Source organism: Streptodolium elevatio, from assembly GCF_040649515.1.
Lineage (GTDB): Bacteria > Actinomycetota > Actinomycetes > Streptomycetales > Streptomycetaceae > Yinghuangia > Yinghuangia elevatio.
In genome coordinates this window covers 17719-36002 of record NZ_JBEZFP010000023.1, presented here as the reverse complement: position 1 = coordinate 36002, position 18284 = coordinate 17719, and the positions used below count along the sequence as shown (strand labels likewise).

At 70.7% G+C, this 18284-nt stretch carries 13 protein-coding genes; 5 read left to right on the top strand and 8 right to left on the bottom strand.

What is annotated here, in order from left to right; translation table 11 throughout:
- Window positions 1-26: 26 nt before the first annotated feature.
- The 8 genes from AB0C36_RS11815 to AB0C36_RS11780 all read right to left on the bottom strand — a co-directional run bounded on the left by AB0C36_RS11815 (window position 27) and on the right by AB0C36_RS11780 (window position 10297).
- On the bottom strand, window positions 27-1475 hold the full coding sequence (locus AB0C36_RS11815) for an L-fucose/L-arabinose isomerase family protein (protein ID WP_358352633.1): 1449 nt from the start codon (window positions 1473-1475) through the stop codon (window positions 27-29).
- Between the two features lie 130 nt (window positions 1476-1605).
- Window positions 1606-3657 carry a bifunctional aldolase/short-chain dehydrogenase gene (locus tag AB0C36_RS11810; RefSeq protein ID WP_358352631.1) on the bottom strand — a complete coding sequence of 684 codons (2052 nt, stop codon included), beginning with the start codon at window positions 3655-3657 and terminating at the stop codon, window positions 1606-1608.
- A gap of 229 nt (window positions 3658-3886) precedes the next feature.
- Entirely contained in the window at window positions 3887-5050 is a 1164-nt protein-coding gene (gene rhaI / locus AB0C36_RS11805) for an L-rhamnose isomerase (RefSeq protein ID WP_358352629.1), read from the bottom strand.
- 86 nt (window positions 5051-5136) lie between these two features.
- Window positions 5137-5463: an L-rhamnose mutarotase gene (locus AB0C36_RS11800; RefSeq protein WP_358352628.1), complete on the bottom strand. Its 327-nt coding sequence runs from the start codon at window positions 5461-5463 to the stop codon at window positions 5137-5139.
- 10 nt (window positions 5464-5473) lie between these two features.
- Window positions 5474-6574: a rhamnose ABC transporter substrate-binding protein gene (rhaS, locus tag AB0C36_RS11795; RefSeq protein WP_358352626.1), complete on the bottom strand. Its 1101-nt coding sequence runs from the start codon at window positions 6572-6574 to the stop codon at window positions 5474-5476.
- A gap of 63 nt (window positions 6575-6637) precedes the next feature.
- On the bottom strand, window positions 6638-7699 hold the full coding sequence (locus tag AB0C36_RS11790; RefSeq protein ID WP_358352624.1) for an ABC transporter permease: 1062 nt from the start codon (window positions 7697-7699) through the stop codon (window positions 6638-6640).
- A complete protein-coding gene (locus AB0C36_RS11785; protein WP_358352623.1) occupies window positions 7692-8738 on the bottom strand; it encodes an ABC transporter permease in 1047 nt (348 codons plus the stop codon). Before AB0C36_RS11785 ends, AB0C36_RS11790 begins: the two co-directional genes overlap by 8 nt.
- Entirely contained in the window at window positions 8735-10297 is a 1563-nt protein-coding gene (locus tag AB0C36_RS11780; protein ID WP_358352621.1) for a sugar ABC transporter ATP-binding protein, read from the bottom strand. The genes AB0C36_RS11785 and AB0C36_RS11780 overlap by 4 nt, the downstream gene beginning before the upstream one ends.
- Before the next feature lie 228 nt (window positions 10298-10525).
- Here AB0C36_RS11780 and AB0C36_RS11775 point away from each other — a divergent pair, with 228 nt between their 5' ends.
- The 5 genes from AB0C36_RS11775 to AB0C36_RS11755 all read left to right on the top strand — a co-directional run bounded on the left by AB0C36_RS11775 (window position 10526) and on the right by AB0C36_RS11755 (window position 18260).
- Window positions 10526-11542, top strand: coding sequence for a LacI family DNA-binding transcriptional regulator (locus AB0C36_RS11775; protein WP_358352620.1), 1017 nt, complete (start codon window positions 10526-10528; stop codon window positions 11540-11542).
- A 634-nt stretch (window positions 11543-12176) separates the two neighbouring features.
- Complete coding sequence (locus AB0C36_RS11770; protein WP_358352618.1) at window positions 12177-15080, top strand: alpha-L-rhamnosidase; 2904 nt, start codon at window positions 12177-12179, stop codon at window positions 15078-15080.
- Window positions 15077-16381 carry an extracellular solute-binding protein gene (locus tag AB0C36_RS11765; protein ID WP_358352616.1) on the top strand — a complete coding sequence of 435 codons (1305 nt, stop codon included), beginning with the start codon at window positions 15077-15079 and terminating at the stop codon, window positions 16379-16381. The genes AB0C36_RS11770 and AB0C36_RS11765 overlap by 4 nt, the downstream gene beginning before the upstream one ends.
- Entirely contained in the window at window positions 16378-17379 is a 1002-nt protein-coding gene (locus AB0C36_RS11760; RefSeq protein WP_358352615.1) for a carbohydrate ABC transporter permease, read from the top strand. Before AB0C36_RS11765 ends, AB0C36_RS11760 begins: the two co-directional genes overlap by 4 nt.
- Window positions 17376-18260, top strand: coding sequence for a carbohydrate ABC transporter permease (locus AB0C36_RS11755; protein WP_358352613.1), 885 nt, complete (start codon window positions 17376-17378; stop codon window positions 18258-18260). Before AB0C36_RS11760 ends, AB0C36_RS11755 begins: the two co-directional genes overlap by 4 nt.
- Window positions 18261-18284 lie beyond the last annotated feature (24 nt).

The following is an 18284-nucleotide window of genomic DNA, read 5'->3' as shown; positions in this document are numbered from 1 at the left end:
GGTACCAGGGCGAGGGGTGTGGCGTCCTAGACGGTGACCAGGGCCAGCCCGGTGAGGTCGGAGACCGCTCGCAGGTCTTCGACCAGGTGTCCGGTGGCGAGTGCCCAGTGGTGGTGGATCCCGGTGGCGCTCCACGCGTCCGTCCACTCGCCGGGGTCGCGGCCGAAGTCGACGCGGGACGTGGTGTTGCCGATGGCCAGGAGCGGTCCGCCGACGACGGTGCCTTCGGACGCGACGAGTTCGTACCGTCCGTCAACCGTCTGCGCCAGCCCCACCAGCGTCACCGGACCGTGCTTGACGTCGAACTCGACGGACACGCCCCAGCCGCGCTTGCCGTGGTACACACCCAGCCCGCGCAGCAGCGGGCGGCGCTCGCTGATCGCCAGGTGGCCCGGACCGTCGTGGCCCATCTCGACGACGCCGTCCCGGAAGTTCAGGGCCTGGAGTTCGGTGAAGGAGCCGCCCGCGCCGAGGCGGTCGGCGACGAGCATCGCGAGCGAGGTACGCAGTTCGTACTCACCGCACGTGGGGATGCCGCGGGCGGTCAGCAGCGACGCGCCCAGGATCATGCCGGCGCCCAGGCGTTCGTGGAGTTCACCGTCGAGACCCCGGTGGTAGTACGCGAGGCTGTCCAGGTCGAAGTCGGCGACCAGCCGGTCCAGACCCACCGAGACCTTCGCGGCCCAGGCGAGATCGTCGTCGACGACCGACTCGTCCACCTCGAACACGTCGCGTGTCTCGGCCAGTTTCGCGGCCACCTGATCGTCCGTCACCTCTGCCACGCGAACCCGCAGATCGTCGAACTCCACGACCTCGACGTGTCCGCCGCTCTGCCCCGCGACCATGGTCAGGTCCGTCGAGACGTCGTACATGCCCGGGTAGAGGTGGCCCATGAGGCCGTGCCGTCCGTTGCGCAGCACGGCGCGAACTCCGGCCGCACGGATCCACCGGCCGATGCGCCGCCACGCGTTCTCGTCCTCGAGGTACCCCGACACGGACCGGAAGTCGACGCCGACCCGGCGGAACGTGTTCGCCATCTCGGGCAGCGGGCAGGCACCGCAGTACGCCAGCCATGCTCCGGTGTCGAATGTCGCGTGGTCCATAGCCTCGGTCGGCTGGAGGTTGATCAGCAGCACGGGCGCCCCGGACCGCTGCGCAATAGGCACCAGCATCGTCGCCGTCATGTAGGTGGTCAGGAAGCCGACGATCAGGTCGCAGCCCTCACGCCGCAGCCGCTCGGCCGCGACCGCGCCCTCCTGCGCGTCGGAGATGAAGCCGACGTCGATCACCTCCGCGTCGAACGCCCCCATGCGCTCCGCGACGCGGGCGGCCGAACGCCGCAACTGCGGCAGCAGTTCCGGGAATTGCGGCCAGTATGCGCCCAGGCCCCCGGACACCAGACCGACCTTCGGGCGGCGCGCCGTGGCCGGGACGCGGACGGGGACAGGGACGGTGGGGTCCGTGGTGCTGGTCATCGGGTGCTTCCTCTCGCGAACTGTCGTGTGTGCGCCGCGGTTCTTGGTCGTACGGCACACGGTGGAGGCGGCGGGGCGGGCGGGCCCCCAGGGGCCAGGGCACGCGCCCGTCCCGCCGCGCTCATGGGGGTCAGCGCAGGAAGGCGGCGGCGACCCCGGCGTCCACGGGGATGTGCAGCCCCGTGGTGTGCGACAGGTCTCCGCCGGTCAGGGCGAAGACGGCGTTGGCGACGTGCTCGGGCAGGACTTCGCGCTTGAGGATGGTGCGCTGGGCGTAGAACTCGCCGAGCTTTTCCTCTTCGACGCCGTAGACCGCCGCGCGCTGCGCGCCCCAGCCGCCGGCGAAGATCCCGGACCCGCGGACGACGCCGTCGGGGTTGACGCCGTTCACGCGGATGCCGTGCTCGCCCAGCTCCGCGGCCAACAGCCGGACCTGGTGGGCCTGGTCGGCCTTGGTGGCGCTGTAGGCGATGTTGTTCGGTCCGGCGAAGACCGCGTTCTTGGACGCTATGTAGACGATGTCGCCGCCCAGCTTCTGGGCGAGCATCACGCGCGCGGCCTCGCGCGAGACCAGGAAGGAGCCGCGGGCCATGATGTCGTGCTGGAGGTCCCAGTCGCGGGCGGTCGTCTCCAGCAGCGGCTTGGAGATGGAGATGCCGGCGTTGTTGACCACCAGGTCCACGCCGCCGAACGCGAGTACGGCCGCGGCGAACGCGTCGCGGATCCGCTCTTCGTCGGTGACGTCGACGGGGACCGCCACCGCCTTGTCCGGACCGCCGAGGGAGGCAGCGACGGCGTCGGCGTTCTCCACGTTCAGATCGGCGACCACGACACACGCGCCTTCGGCGACCAGTCGCTCCGCGATGGCCTTGCCGATGCCCGATCCGGCACCGGTGACCAGAGCGACGCGGGTCGCGAGCGGTTTCGGCTCGGGCAGTCGGGCGAGCTTGGCCTCCTCCAGAGCCCAGTACTCGATGCGGAACTTCTCGGATTCCTCGATCGGGGCGTACGTCGAGATCGTCTCCGCGCCGCGCATCACGTTGATCGCGTTGACGTAGAACTCGCCGGCCACGCGGGCGGTCTGCTTGTCCTTGCCGAACGAGAACATCCCGATGCCGGGCACCAGCACGATCGCCGGGTCCGCGCCGCGCATCGCCGGGGAGTCCGGGGTGGCGTGCCGGGCGTAGTACGCCGCGTACTCCTCGCGGTAGGCCGCGTGCAGCTCGCGGAGCCGGGCCTCGACCTCCGCCAAGGGGGCCTCGGGGGCGGTGTCGAGCACCAGCGGGCGGACCTTGGTGCGGAGGAAGTGGTCGGGGCAGGACGTCCCGAGCGCGGCGAGCCGGGGGTGCTCGGCTCGGCCGAGGAATTCCAGCACCACGTCGGCGTCCGTGAAGTGGCCGATCTGCGGGCGGTCGGTGGAGGCCAACCCGCGTACCAGCGGCGCGAGTTCGGCCGCCCGAGTGCGTCGGGTGCCGGCGGGGAGCGGTGCGTACCGGGGCAGCTCGTCCCCGAACGGGTGCGCCGCCGCGTCGAACCGGGCGGCGATGAACTCCTCCGCGGTGCGGATGATCCGCAGCGAGTTGGCCTCGCACTCTTCGGACGTCTCGCCCCATGCGGTGATCCCGTGGCCGCCGAGAACGCAGCCGATGGCGCCCGGGTTCGCCGCCTTGATCGCCGCGATGTCCAGGCCGAGCTGGAAGCCGGGGCGGCGCCACGGCACCCACACCACCGCGTCGCCGAAGCACTCCGCGGTCAGCTTCTCCCCGTCGGCGGCCGTCGCCAGGGCGATTCCGGAGTCCGGGTGCAGATGGTCCACGTGGGCGGCGTCGACCAGGCCGTGCATGGCCGTGTCGATCGACGGGGCCGCGCCGCCCTTGCCGTGCGCGCAGAAGTCGAACGCGGCGACCATCTCGTCCTCGCGCTCGACGCCCGGGTACACGTCGACCATCGCGCGCAGCCGGTCCAGGCGCAGCGCCGCGAGCCCGCCCTCGGTCAGCGTGCCCAGGTCGCCGCCCGAGCCCTTGACCCACATCAACTCGACGTCGGCACCGGTGACCGGATCGCGGTCGGTGCCCTTCGCCGAAGTGTTGCCGCCCGCGTAGTTCGTGTTGCGCGGATCGGCGCCCAGGGCGTGGGAGCGGTTGAGCAGTGCTTCCACCGCCGGGTTGGTCGGTGGCTTCATGATGTGTACCCCTTGGTGTGGAGGACGGAGCGGGCGGATTCGGGGATTCGTCGAAATCGCCGGGGAGTGTCGTCGAAGTCCCGGCGGGAGTTCGAAGGCGCAACCTGGGTGGGGAGCCGGACCTTCACGGGATCGGCTGTGACGGGATCGGGTGTGACGGGATCGGGTGTGCCGGGATCGGGTGTGACGGGGACCGGTACCCGTGCCGCGGCGTTCCCACGCCGGCCGCTCAGGCGCCCCAGCCGGCCTGGTTGCCGCCGACGCGCTCGGCGCGAATGCGCTCCGCGTACCCGGAGGCGGCGTACGCGGCCATCGGATCCGGTGCCAGGCCCGTCTCGGTGCGCAACTCGGCCAGCAGCGGCCGGACATCGGTGTTGTAGGCGTCCATCAGCACCGCGTTCGCACCCAGGACGTCCCCGGCCGACTGGGCGGCGGCTAGGGCGTCCTTGTCGACCAGCAGTGCCTTGGCGGTGGCCTCCTGGACGTTCATCACCGAGCGGATCTGGCCGGGGATCTTCGGCTCGATGTTGTGGCACTGGTCCAACATGAACGCGACCTCGGCCGCGTCGTCGAGGCCGCCGCCGCGTACGACCTCGTGCATGATGCGGAAGAGCTGGAAGGGGTCCGCCGCACCGACCATCAGGTCGTCGTCGGCGTAGAAGCGGGAGTTGAAGTCGAAGGCTCCCAGCTTCCCCTCGCGGAGCAGGAACGCCACGATGAACTCGATGTTCGTGCCCGGCGCGTGGTGCCCGGTGTCCACGACGACCTTGGCCCGCTCGCCGAGCTTGAGGCAGTGCGCGTACGCCGTGCCCCAGTCCGGGACGTCGGTCGTGTAGAACGCCGGCTCGAACAGCTTGTACTCCAGGATGATCCGCTGGTCCCCGGTAAGCCTGGCGTACACCTCCGCCAGCGCCTCGGCCAGCCGGTCCTGACGGGCCCGGATGTCGTCCTGGCCGGGGTAGTTCGTGCCGTCCGAGAACCACAGCTTCAGGTCCCGCGACCCGGTCGCGTCCATGACGTCGACGCATTCGAGCAGGTGGTCGGTCGCCTTGCGCCGGACCCGCGGGTCCGGGTGGGTGACCGACCCCAGCATGTAGTCGTCGTCCTGGAACACGTTGGAGTTGATCGCCCCGACCGACACCCCCGCCGCACGGGCGTGCTCGGCAAGCCGCGTGTAGTCCTCGACCTTGTCCCACGGGATGTGCAGCGACACCGACGGCGCGACGCCGGTGAACCGGTGCACCTGCGCCGCGTCCGCCAGCTTCTCGAACGGATCCCGCGGGACGCCCTGTTGCGCGAACACCTTGAAGCGCGTTCCGGAGTTGCCGTACGCCCAAGACGGCGTCTCGATGCGCTGGGCCCGCAGAGCGGCCTTGACGTCCTGCTCGGTCATGAGGTTCGACACTCCTGGTGCTGAGGCGGTGCTGAGACTTGGCGGGTGCTGAGGGGGTGGGGCGCTGCGGGGCGGGCGGACCCCGCTCAGGCGAGGTGAAAGACCTCGTCGAGCGGGGCCATGGCCTCGTCGGGACGTCGGCCGTCCAGGGCCTCGGTCTCGAAGAGGTCGCCCATCTCGCGCTGCCAGCGGGCGTTGACCTCGGTGGCGTCCATCGCGGATCGGGCGGCGGCGAAGTCGTCGGTCTCCAGATATCCGACGAGCAGCCCGTCGGGTCGCAGGAAGAGCGAGTAGTTGCGCCACCCGGCGGCGGTCAGTGCGTCGCGCATCTCGGGCCAGACGGCGGCGTGCCGTTCGCGGTACTCGGCGATGCGTCCGGGGCGGACCCGGAGGACGAAGCAGACGCGTTCCACGGTGGCCGGCTCAGAAGTCGTACTGGTCGACGTTGTCCTTGTTGAACACCGTCGGCGGGCCGAGGATGATCTCGCCGTCCTTGCCGATGGTGTACTCGCCGAGGTCGCCGGCCGTGAACTTCTCGCCCTCGGCTCCGGTGATCTGCCCGGACGCCAGCGCGGCGGCCGAGTAGACCGCGAGCTTGCCGAGCTTCTTCGGGTCCCACAGGGAGAACTGCTCGACGGTGCCGTTCTTGACGAACTGGCGCATCTGGTTCGGCGTGCCGAGACCGTTGACGACGACCTTGCCCTTGTACTGGGAGCCGTCGATGTAGCGGGCCGCGGCCGAGATCCCGACCGTCGTCGGCGCGATGATCGCCTTCAGGTCGGGGTTCGCCTGGAGCAGGCCCTGCGTCTCCTGGAAGGACTTCTGGTCGTCGTCGTCGCCGTACGCGACCTTGACCAGCTGCATGTCCTTGTACTCGGGCTTGGCCAGCTCCTGCTTCATGTAGTCGATCCAGGTGTTCTGGTTCGTCGCGTTCTGCGTCGCGGACAGGATGGCGATCTTGCCCTTGTAGCCGACCTGCTTGGCGACGTTCTGCACCAGCGACCGGCCGACGTCCTCGGACTTGGCCTGGTTGATGAAGAGCTGGCGGCAGTCCTTGGCGGTGTCCGAGTCGTACGCGACGACCTTGACGCCCTTGGCCATGGCCTGCTTGAGCGGGCCGCAGACCGCGTTGGCGTCGTTGGCCGCGATCATGATCGCGTCCTGGTTCTGCTGGATCAGGGTGTTGATGTAGGACACCTGCGAGGAGGCGTTGGCGTCCGAGGGGCCGACGCGCTTGCCCTCGCTGCCTATCTCCTTGGCGGCGGCGAGGCCGGCCTCGCCGGTGATGGTCTCGTACGGGTTGTTGATCTGCTTGGGCAGGAAGGCCAGCTTGAGGCCGGTCTTGAGGGCCGCGTTCGGGTCGGCGGTGGCGTTCGCGCCGGCCGCAGCGCTGCCGCCGGAGCCCTTGTCGTCGTTGTCGTCCTTGCTGGTGCCGGAACATCCGGCGAGGGCCAGTCCGAGGGCGGTCGCGGCGGCGACGGCGGCCGTGGTGCGCCGGCCGTGGGTGCGAAGTCTCGCGTTCATGGTCGTCCTTCGAGGGGTGGGGGGCTGGACTGGACGGTTTGCAGGGGATGCCGAACCGGCGGATCAGGCGGCGGCCGACGCGGCGCCGGGCGGCGCGCCGGACTCGGGCTCCGACCGCCGGCGCCGCTGTCCGATCGCCTGGACGGCCCGCGGGGTCAGGACGGACACCACCAGCAGCACGCCGGTGACGATCGACTGGACCTCGTTGGCCACGTCGTTGAGGGTCAGCAGGTTGCGCAGCAGGGCGATCAGCAGCAGGCCGGACACGACGCCGCCGAGGGTGCCGCGACCGCCGTCGAAGTCGACGCCGCCGAGCAGGACGGCCGCGATGACGGTCATCTCGAAGCCCATGCCGTTGTCGGCGCGGGCGCTGCCGTAGCGCAGGGTGAAGACGATGCCGGCGAACGACGCCACGACGCCGGTCAGTGCGAACAGTGCGAGCTTGATGCGCTTGACGCGGATGCCGGCGAAGAACGCGGCCTCCTGTTGCGAGCCGATCGCGAACATCGCGCGGCCGAGACCGGTCGCGTGCAGTACGACCGCGGTGATGATCGCGAGGATGCCGAACAGCGCGATGGGGAACGGGATGAAGCCGAGCACGGTCCGCTGGGTCAGGTCGGCGTACTCCTGCGGGAACTCGGCGACCGCCTTGGTGCCGAGCACCACCGAGGCGAGGCCCCGGTAGAGCGTCATGGTGCCGATGGTGACCGCCAGGGACGGCAGTCCGACCTTGGTCACCAGCAGGCCGTTGACCAGGCCTCCGGCCAGTCCGACGAGCAGCACGAGCGGGACGATCATCTCGAAGGTGTAGCCCGCGTCCCACAGCGACCCGGCCAGCGCGCTGGACAGGCCGAGCATGGACGCGACCGACAGGTCCACCTCGCCGCACACCACCAGCAGGGTCATCGGCAGCGCGATGATCGCGACCTCGGCGATGTCGTTGAGTGCGAAGGACAAGTTGCCGGTGGTGGCGAAGGAGGCGTTGTCGGCGCTGCCGTAGCCGAACGCGGCGATCAGGATGATGGTGACCGCGAGGTCCCAGCGCAGGAAGCGGGCCAGGCCCGGGGATCCGGCGGCGGCCGCTGCGGGCTTCGTCTCGCGGGGTTGGGTCCGGGTGTCAGCCATGACGGGCGTTCCTCTTCCGCAGTGCACGGGTCACCCGCACCTGGACGATCCGGTCGATGCTGATGGCGGCCAGCAGCAGGGCGCCGTTGATGGCCTTCTGCCAGAAGGAGTCGACCTTGAGGACGACGAGCGCGCTGCCGATCGTGGTGAGCAGCAGCGCGCCGAGCGCGGCGCCCCAGACGGTGCCGATGCCGCCGGTGATGGCGACGCCGCCGACCACGACCGCGCTGACGACCTGGAGTTCCCAGCCGTTCGCGGCGTCGGCGACCACGGTGCCGAAGCGGGACAGCCACAGGGCGCCGGCGAGTCCGGCGATCGCGCCGGAGAAGACGTACGCGGTGAACACCCGGCGCGCGGAGGGCACGCCGGCGAGTCGGGCGGCCTCGGGGTTGGAGCCGATCGCGTACAGCTCCCGACCGGTCCGGTAGCCGCGCAGGTACCACCCGGTGAGCAGCAGCACCACGGCGGCGATCAGCGGCAGGTACGGGATGCCGAGCACGCTTCCGGTGCCCAGGTCCAGCACGCCCCTGGGCAGGGTCTCGGCGTTGATCTGCTCGCCCTGCGCCCAGTAGTAGTCGATGCCCTGGATGATGTAGAGGGTGCCGAGCGTGACCACCAGCGACGGCACCCGGCCGAGGCTGACCAGCAGGCCGTTGACCACACCGCAGGCGATGCCGACGAGGACGCCGACCAGGGCGACGGCCGCGACCGAGTGGGTCGATCCGGACGCGAACTTGCCGCACGCGAAGGCGGACAGGCCGACGACCGAGCCGACCGACAGGTCGATGTTGCGGGTCACGACGACGACCGACTGGCCGACCGCGAGCAGCACCAGGATGGAGGCGTTGAGGAACAGGTCCTTGACGCCTTGCTCGGACAGGAAGCGCGAGTTGCTCAGCTGAGTGCCGACGACGAGCGCGACCAGGGCGACCAGCAGGGTGAGTTCGCGGGCCCGGAAGACCTTGTCGACCAGGCCGCGCGACGACTTGGCCGCCTCCGGTTCGGCCGTCGGCGGGGGCGAGATGGCTGTGGCCGTCATGCGGCGGCGTCCTTTCCGTGCGGAGCGTTGCCGGCACCGGTACGTCCGGTCGCCGCCGCCATGACGGTTTCCTCGGAGGCGTCCGACCGGGGGATCTCGGCGGTGATGCGGCCCTCGTGCATCACCAGCACCCGGTCGGCCATGCCGAGGACCTCCGGGAGATCGGAGGAGATCATGAGGATGGCCAGCCCTTCGGCCGCGAGGCCGGAGAGCAGGCGGTGCACCTCGGCCTTGGTGCCGACGTCGATGCCGCGGGTCGGTTCGTCGACGATGAGCACCCGCGGGTCGGTGGCCAGCCACTTGGCGAGTACCACCTTCTGCTGGTTGCCGCCGGACAGCACGCCGACCGCGTCGGAGAGCCGGGCGAACTTCAACTGGAGGCGCAGCGCCCAGTCGCGGGCGGTGGCGTGCTCGGCGCCGCGGTCGACCAGCCCCGCCTTGGCGAGCGCCTTCAGCCGGGTCAGGCCGATGTTGCGCTCGATGGACAGGTCCATGACCAGGCCCTGCTGGCGGCGGTCCTCGGGGACCAGGGCCAGTCCGGCGGCCATCGCGGCGGTGGGCGAGGCGGCCTTGTACGTGCGGCCGACGACCTCGACGCTGCCCGCGTCGTACCGGTCGACGCCGAAGACCGCGCGGGCGACCTCGCTGCGGCCCGCGCCGACGAGTCCGGCGAGGGCGACGATCTCGCCGCCGCGTACCTCGAAGGAGATGTCGCGGAAGACGCCCTCGCGGGTGAGGTGTTCGACGCGCAGTGCGGTCTCGCCGACGACCGTGTCCTGCTTGGGGTAGAGCGAGTCGAGGTCGCGGCCGACCATGCGGCGGACGAGGTCGTCCTCGGTGAGTCCGTCGAGCGTTTCGGAGGCGATCCAGCGGCCGTCGCGCAGGGTGGTGACGCGCCGGCACAGCGCGAAGATCTCCTCCAGCCGGTGCGAGATGAAGAGGACCGCCGCGCCCTGGTCGAGCAGGGTGCGCACCACGGAGAACAGCCGGGCGACCTCGCTGCCGGTGAGGGCGGCGGTCGGCTCGTCCATGATCAGGACGCGGGCGTCGAAGGACAGGGCCTTGGCGATCTCGACGATCTGCTGGTCGGCGATCGACAGGCCGCGGGCGGGCTGCTCGGGGTCGAGGGCGACACCGAGCCGCGCGAACAGTTCCCCGGTGGTGCGGTTCATGCCGCGCCGGTCGATGCGGCCGAGGGCGCCGCGCGGCTGGCGGCCCATGTAGATGTTCTCGGCGACCGACAGGTCGGGGAAGAGGGTGGGCTCCTGGTAGATCACCGCGACGCCCGCGTCCCGCGCGGTGGCCGGGTTGCCGAACACCACGGGGCGCCCGTCGAGCAGGACCTGGCCGGCGTCGGGGCGGTGCACGCCGGCGAGGGTCTTGATGAGGGTGGACTTGCCCGCCCCGTTCTCGCCGGCGAGGGCGTGCGCCTCGCCGGCGTAGAGGTCGAGCGACACGCCGTGCAGCGCCCGCACCGCGCCGAAGGACTTCTCGACGCCGCGCAGCGCCAGCACAGGCGCCGGCGGATCGCCTCCGGGGGTGGTGGGTACAGCGGTCATGGGCTCAGCTCCTCGTCGCCTCGTCCTCGCTCCGTCATGAAACGTTTCACAGAGGTTGCGAGGAAGTTAGGTCGGTGTCACGCGTCACGTCAAGAGGTGTGGGTGCGGAAACTCGGCACGTTCGCGTATGGTGACGATCGGTAAACAGCCGTGATCGGGGATTGGGGACGCGCCTCACGTCGCACGGCTATTGACACGTTTCAGAGTTGATCACCACAGTTGGGCGGCATGGCGACGACGGGTATCAAGGACGTGGCCCGGCACGCGGGAGTGTCGGTGGGCACAGTCTCCAACGTGCTCAACCGGCCCGACCGCGTCTCCGAGGCCACCCGTAGCCGCGTCCTCAGGGCGATCGACGAACTGGGCTTCGTCCGCAACGACTCCGCCCGGTCGCTGCGTTCCGGACGCACCAACGCCCTCGGGCTGATCGTGCTCGACGTCGCGAACCCGTTCTTCACCGACGTCGCCCGCGGTGTCGAGGACGTCTCCAGCCGCCGGGGCACGGTGGTGATCCTCTGCAACTCCGACGACTCGGTGGTCAAGCAGGAGACGTACCTCCAGGTCCTGCAGGAGCAGCGGGTACGCGGGGTGCTGGTCACTCCCGCGCACGACTCCGCGCTGCCGGTGGACGCGCTGCGCACCCGCGGCATGGCCGTCGTGCTGCTCGACCGCAGCGGCGACCGCCCCGACCTGTGCTCGGTCGCGGTCGACGACGAGGCCGGCGGACAACTGGCCACCGAGCACCTGCTGGCCGCGGGCCACGACGACTTCGCGTTCGTCAGCGGCCCGCTGACGATTCGTCAGTGCGAGGAGCGCCGGCGCGGGATGCGCCGGGCGCTGCGCGGGGCCGGGCTGCGCCTGAGCGGCGCCGTGCGCGACGTACAGGTGTCGGGGATGAACGCCCGTTCCGGCGCCGAGGCCGCGCGCCGACTGCTGGCCGACGGCAAGAAGGGCCTGCCGTCCGCGGTCCTGTGCGCGAACGACCTGCTGGCCATGGGCTTCATGCGCGAGATGCTGCGAGCCGGCGTCCGCATCCCCCAGGACGTCGCGCTGGTGGGCTACGACGACATCGAGTTCGCGGCGGCCGCCGCCATACCGATCACCTCGGTGCGCCAGCCGACCTACCAACTCGGTCAGACGGCCGCCGAGCTGCTGCTGGACGAGTGCGAGAACCCCGAGGGGCACGCCCACCAGCAGGTGACCTTCCAGCCGGAGCTGGTGGTCCGCGAGTCGACGGCCGGCTGACGGGGCGCGGTGCCAACGGGGGTGTACCCCCGGACCGGCCTCAGGACCGTGGTTCCCGGTGCCCGCCCGGGCTGTCCCGACCTGTCTCGTCCGCCGGGCTTGGCCCGGCCTTGGTTCGCGCCCTGGTTCTGGCCTGGCACTCGTCCAGCGCTGGACCAGCACTCGTCCAGCGCTGGTCCAGTACTGGTCTGGCAGTGGCCTGGTCCTGGCCTGGCCCGCCGGAACGCGAATGCCTTCTCCCGGATGTGGAATCCCCTTGGCGTCGGCAGATCGCCGCGAGCGCGAGGGGGACGGCGGTCCGGCCGTTCGGCGTGCTCCGGAGCGAGGGTTGCCGCCATGATTTAACGCAACAGGATGTTGTATTCACACAGTAAATATCACGCACGCGTATGGGCTGACAAGAGCGGCCGCATCCGGCCCCGGTCGTCCCAAAAATCCCGATGCATGGGCTCTTTGCTGACGCTGCGAGGCGACTTTCGCACGCACCGCGAACATCCTTGACACGATTCATAAGCGGCTCGTAGTGTCCACGCCACAGAATTGACGTTAGATTTCACATCGTCTTCACGCCAGCCGACGGCGATGTGTGCCACCAGGTGGTACGCCGCATCAGGCGTAGAGGAAGGACAAGCCCGTGCCCGGTTCCCCGGCAGCGGATGTGCCCGCCCCCCGCCTCGCGGACGCTCTCGAAGGGCGCGCGAACGCGGCGGGCGCCGAGGGCCTGCGGCCCTACGGCCTGCGCTGCGAGCACCGGACCGCGCCGCTGGGCATCGACGAGACCGCCCCTCTGCTCGGCTGGCGGCTGTCCTCCGCGCGGCGCGGCGACGACCCCGTCGCCTACCGCGTCCGCGTCGCCGAGGAGGCCGCCGGCCTCGCGGACGGCGTCGAGGCGCTGTGGGACACCGGCCGCGTCCAGGACGCCGACGCGATCGGGGTGACGTACGCCGGCCCCGCCCTGCGCCCACGCACTCGCTACCACTGGCGGGTCGACGTATGGTCGGCCGGCTCGCCCGTACCGGCGGAGGCCACTTCGTGGTTCGAAACCGGAATGACCGACTCCGTTTGGCAGGCCGCGTGGATCACCCACGACCCCGATCCCCTCCCGATCATGGACGCGCCGATCGAGGGCGAGAGGGCACTCGACAACTACGGCCTTGCGCCGTGCCCCATCCTGCGCCGCACGTTCACCCTGACCGCCGGCACCCGGCGCGCACGCCTGTACGTGAGTGCCCGTGGCCTGTACGACGTGCGGGTCAACGGCACCCGCGTCGGCGACGCGGAACTCGCGCCCGGCTGGACCGACTACACCCGCCGCATCCAGTACCAGACGTACGACGTGACCGACCTGCTCCAGGACGGCGAGAACGTGCTCGCCGCCACCGTCGCCGACGGCTGGTGGAGCGGCTTCGTCGGCTTCGAACCGCGCCGCGCGGGAGCCCACTACGGCTCGTTCCCGCAACTCCTGGCCGAACTGCGGATCACCGCCGCCGACGGAACGACCACCACGATCGCCACCGACGACACGTGGCGCACCGCCACCGGGGCGGTCCGGCACGCCGACCTGCTCATGGGCGAGTGCCACGACCTGCGGCACGCCGCCGCGGGCTGGGAGCACCCCGGGTTCGACGATGTGCACTGGTCCCCGGCGATGGTCGTCGACCGCGACCACCGCCTCCTGGTCGCCTCCGCCGACGAGCCCGTCCGCGCGATGGCGGAGGTCCGCCCGCGCTCGATCGCGCGCATAGCCCCCGACACGCACATCGTCGACTTCGGCCAGAACATGGCCGGCCGAATACGGCTGAACGCCGCGGGACTGCCCAGCGGCGCGCGCGTGGTGATCCGCCACGCCGAGGTCCTGGACACCTCGCGCCGGCTGTACACCGACAACCTCCGCACGGCCGCCGCCACGGACGTGCTGATCTCCGACGGCCGCCCCCGCATCGTGTTCGAACCGCGGTTCACCTACCACGGCTTCCGCTACGCGGAGATCCGCGGGATCCGCGAGCTGTCCGGCGCGGACGTCGTCGCGGTCGCCCTGCACAGCGACACCTCGTGGGCCGGCGGGTTCGACTGCTCCGACCCGGACATCCGGCGCCTGTACGACTGCGTCGCCTGGGGCCAGCGCTCCAACTTCGTCAGCGTGCCCACCGACTGCCCACAGCGGGACGAGCGGCTCGGCTGGCTCGCCGACGCGCAGGTCTTCCTGCCGACCGCCGCGCTCAACGCCGACGTCGCCGCGTTCTTCACCAAGTGGCTGCGCGACGTCGAGGACGCCCGCGACCCGGACGGCGGATTCTCCAACGTCGCCCCGCGCCTGGTCGGCGTGGCCGACCAGGGCGCGCCCGGCTGGGGCGACGCGGGCGTGATCATCCCGTGGCACCTGTACCGGGTCTACGGCGACAGCCGGTTCCTCGCCCGCGCGTTCGACGGCATGCACACCTGGGTCGACCTGATCCACCGGCACAACCCCGACCTGGTCTGGCGCCACCGGGTGGGGCCGCACTTCTCCGACTGGCTCGCGCCCGGGACACCGACGCCCCGCGAGGTGATCGCCACCGCGTACTTCGCACACAGCGCGCATCTCACCGCGCGTGCGGCCGACGTCCTCGGCCACCAGGACCTCGTGAAGACGTACCACCGGCTCGCCGCGGACATCCGCACCGCCTTCCGCGAACACTTCGTCACCGTCGAGGACGCCGACGGCACCCCGGTCGTCCGCGTCGCGGGGGACACCCAGACCGGCTACCTCGTCGCGCTCGCGTTCGGGCTGCTGCCCACCGGGCACACCGAGGCCGCCGCCCGCCGACTCGCCGAACTCGTCGAGACCGACGGCCCCCGCCTGCAAACGGGTTTTCTCGGCGTCGCACTCGCCGCACCCGTCCTGGACGCGCACGGTCGCGCCGACCTCGCGCACGCGCTGCTGCGCCGTACCGAGGCGCCGTCGTGGCTGTTCCCGCTGCGGCACGGCGCCACCACGATCTGGGAGCGCTGGGACGGGTGGACGCCCGAGACCGGGTTCCGCGCCGCCTCGATGAACTCCTTCAACCACTACGCCCTCGGCTCGATCGGCGAGTGGCTGTACCGCGGCGTCGCGGGACTCGACCAGGCCCCCGAGTCCACCGCATACCGGCATCTGAGCGTACGCCCGGTTCCCGGCGACCTCGGCCACGCGGCCGCCCGGTACGAATCCGCCCGCGGCACCGTCGAGACCGCCTGGACCCGGCACGAAGACCGCATCGAGCTGTGCGTCCGGGTACCTCCGGGAGCCATCGCCGACGTGCGCGTCCCCACCACCGACCCCCGGACGGTCCGCGAATCGGACCTCGACCTACGCAAAGCCGAGCACGTCACCGTCCTGGAGACGGCCGACGACCATGTCGTCGCGCGCGTGGCCTCCGGGCGCTACCGCTTCACCGCCGCCCACACCCCGATGGGCAGGCATCCCGGACCGACGCCACTCGGCCGGCACCGCCCGCCACGCATTCCGAGTCCGGCGGCGACGCAGCCCGCCGGCCCCCACGAGGAGGAAACACCATGATCACGGGTTCCCGCAGCCTGTTCGGGCAGAGCACGGTCAGCCGCCGAGGTTTCCTCCGGATCGGCGGCGGCGTCGCGGCCGTCGCCGCGCTTCCCCTGTCCCTCACCGCCTGCTCGTCCTCGGGCGGCTCGGGCAAAGTGCGCGTGGTCGGCGTCGCGGACCAGCAGAAGCCGATGGAGGAACTCCTCGCGGCGTACAAGCAGACCCAGTCCGACGCCGACTTCAGCACCTCCTTCGCGCCGACCGACCAGGTCCAGACCGTGGTACGCACCCAACTGGCCGGCGGCAACGCTCCCGACCTGCATGTCCTGTACCCGGGCAACGGCAGCGCGATGTCGATGGCACAACTCGCGAAGGCCGGCCTGCTCGCCGACCTGAGCGCCCAGGCGTGGACGAAGGACGTCCCGTCCGGCCTCGACGCCGCCTACCGCAGCGAGGGCAAGACCTTCCTGTACTCGGCGGGCAGCAGCGTGATCGGCGCCATCTACAACAAGAAGGTGTTCGCGCAGGCCGGCCTGCAGCCGCCCAGGACCTGGGCGGAACTCCTCGACGTGTGCGCACAGTTGAAGGCCAAGGGCATAGTCCCGATCGCCCTCGGCGCGCAGACGCCCTGGGTGACCCAGCTGATCACCTACGCGCTCGTCCCGTCCGCCGTGTACGCGAAGAACCCGGGCTTCGACGACGAAATGGCCAGTGGCCGCGCCAAGTTCCGCGGCTCGGGCTGGGCGGACGCCCTGACCAAGTACCAGGACCTGCAGAAGCGCGGCTTCTTCAACGACAACCCGAACGGGACGACGTACGAGCAGCAGACCTCCATGGTCGCCACCGGCAAGGCCGCGATGGCCGTGCAGGTCTCCGCGGTGCTCTCCAGCTTCCGCCAGGCCACCTCGACACCCGACGACCTGGGCATGTTCCCCTTCCCCGGCTGGGACGACGCCGGCCAGCCCTGGATCCCCGCGGGCACCGTCGTCGGGCTGGGCGTCTCGGCGCGCGGCAAGAACCGCGACAAGGCCCTGGCGTTCGTGGACTTCCTCGGCCGGCAGGAGAACATCAACCGCTGGGCGGCCTCCGTCTCCGCCATCCCGTTCAAACGCGACGCGTCGAGCACGATCGACCCGGCGCTGGCCGACTTCCTGCCCATCATCGACGCCGACCACGCGGTGCCGTTCATGGACCAGCGCTGGCCCAACGCCGAGGTGCAGCCCGCGCACTTCGCCGCCGTCCAGAACCTGCTCGCCGGCAAGACCGACGTCGAGGGCGCGCTCGGCCAGATGGACGAGGCGTACGGGAAGAAGTCGTGAACTCCGCACCGAACCGCGGATCCGGGGTCGGGGTGGTCACCGACGCCGGATCCGGGCCTCCCTTCACAGGGCCGACCACCGGCAAGTCCGGGCCGCCCGCCACCGCGCGGCGCCGTCGGCCCCGCCGCAATCCCACCGCGCCGCCATGGCTGTTCGTCGTCCCGGCGCTGGTCGTCTACGCGGTCGTCGTCCTGTACCCGAGCATCGCGGGCGTGTTCTACGCCTTCACCGACTGGTCGGGCGTCGGCGGCTTCTCGTACACCGGCCTGGAGAACTTCAGGACGCTGCTGCACGACGACATGGCCCGCGAATCCATCCGCAACACCCTGCTGCTCACCGTCGCCGTCGTCGTCGTGCAGAACGGCATCGGACTCCTGCTCGCGCTGGGCGTCAACGCGAACATCAGGACCAAGTCGCTGCTCCGGGTGATCTTCTTCGCCCCCGCGGTGGTCAGCCCCGTCATGGTCGCGTTCCTGTGGAAGTACATCTACAACCCGGACGACGGCGCGGGCCTCAACGGCGTCCTGGGCGCGGTCGGCCTCGGCGGCCTGCGTCAGGACTGGCTCGGAGACCCGTCCCTCGCCCTGTGGTCCGTCGCCGCCATGGTCATCTGGCAGTACGCCGGCTACTCGATGGTGATCTTCCTCGCCGGCCTGCAGGGCGTACCGGCCGAACTGCACGAGGCGGCCAGGATCGACGGCGCGGGCACCTGGCAGCGCTTCCGCTACGTCACCTGGCCGCTCCTGGCCCCGGCGCTGACGATCAACCTCATGCTGTCCACCATCGGCGGCCTGAAGCTCTTCGACCAGGTCTACGCCGCGACCAACGGCGGCCCCGGCACCTCCAGCGAGACCCTGTCGACGGTTCTCTACAAACAGGCCTTCGTCTACGGGAAGTTCGGCTACAGCACCGCCGTGGCCCTGGTGCTCGCGATCTTCGTCGCGGCCGTCTCCCTGGTCCAACTCCGTTACCTACGCGCCCGGGAGGTAACCGCATGAGCACCGGTGCCGTCGTCGACACCGCCCCCGCGAGCCCGGTGAAGCCGCACCGCCGAAGGCTGCGCGCCGAGTTCGGCCGCTACGGGCTCGAACTCGTCATGGTCGCGGTCGCGGTGGCCTTCCTGTTTCCGGTCTACGCGCTGGTCACGCTGGCGATGAAGGACCCCGAGCAGATCGCCAACTCCCCGCTGTCCGTGCCCGAGCCGCCCACCCTGGGCAACTTCGGCGACGCCTGGACGTCCGCGTCGCTCGGCTCCGCGCTGCTCAACAGCACCCTCATCACCGTGGTCAGCCTGCTGCTGCTCATCGTCATCGGCTCCACGGGGGCGTACTACCTCGCCCGCTGCGCCAAGGGACTCGGCTACGGCCTGTACATCCTGTTCCTGCTGGGAATCGTGCTGCCGTTCCAACTCGGCATGATCCCGCTGTACAAGCTGGTCGACAGCCTCGGCTGGCTCGGCACCTACCAGGGCATGGTGCTGTTCTACACCGGCATCCAGCTGCCTTTCACCGTGTTCCTCTACACCGGATTCATCCGCGCGCTGCCGCAGGACTACGCGCAGGCGGCGCTGATCGACGGCTGCAACCACCGGCAGGCGTTCACCCGGATCGTGTTCCCGCTGCTGCGCCCGATCACCGGGACGGTGGTCATCCTGAACGCGGTCTTCATCTGGAACGACTTCTTCACACCCCTGCTCTACCTGAGCGGCTCGGGCAAGGAGACCGTGCCGGTGGGGGTGTTCTCCTTCGTGGGGCAGTACGTCTCGGACTACGGGCTGGTCTTCGCCGGCCTCGTCCTGGCCGCACTGCCGATCCTCGTGGTCTTCCTCGTCCTGCAGCGCTACGTGATCAAGGGATTCGCCGGCGGCCTCAAGGGCTGACCGGCGACCGATCCAGACAGGCAA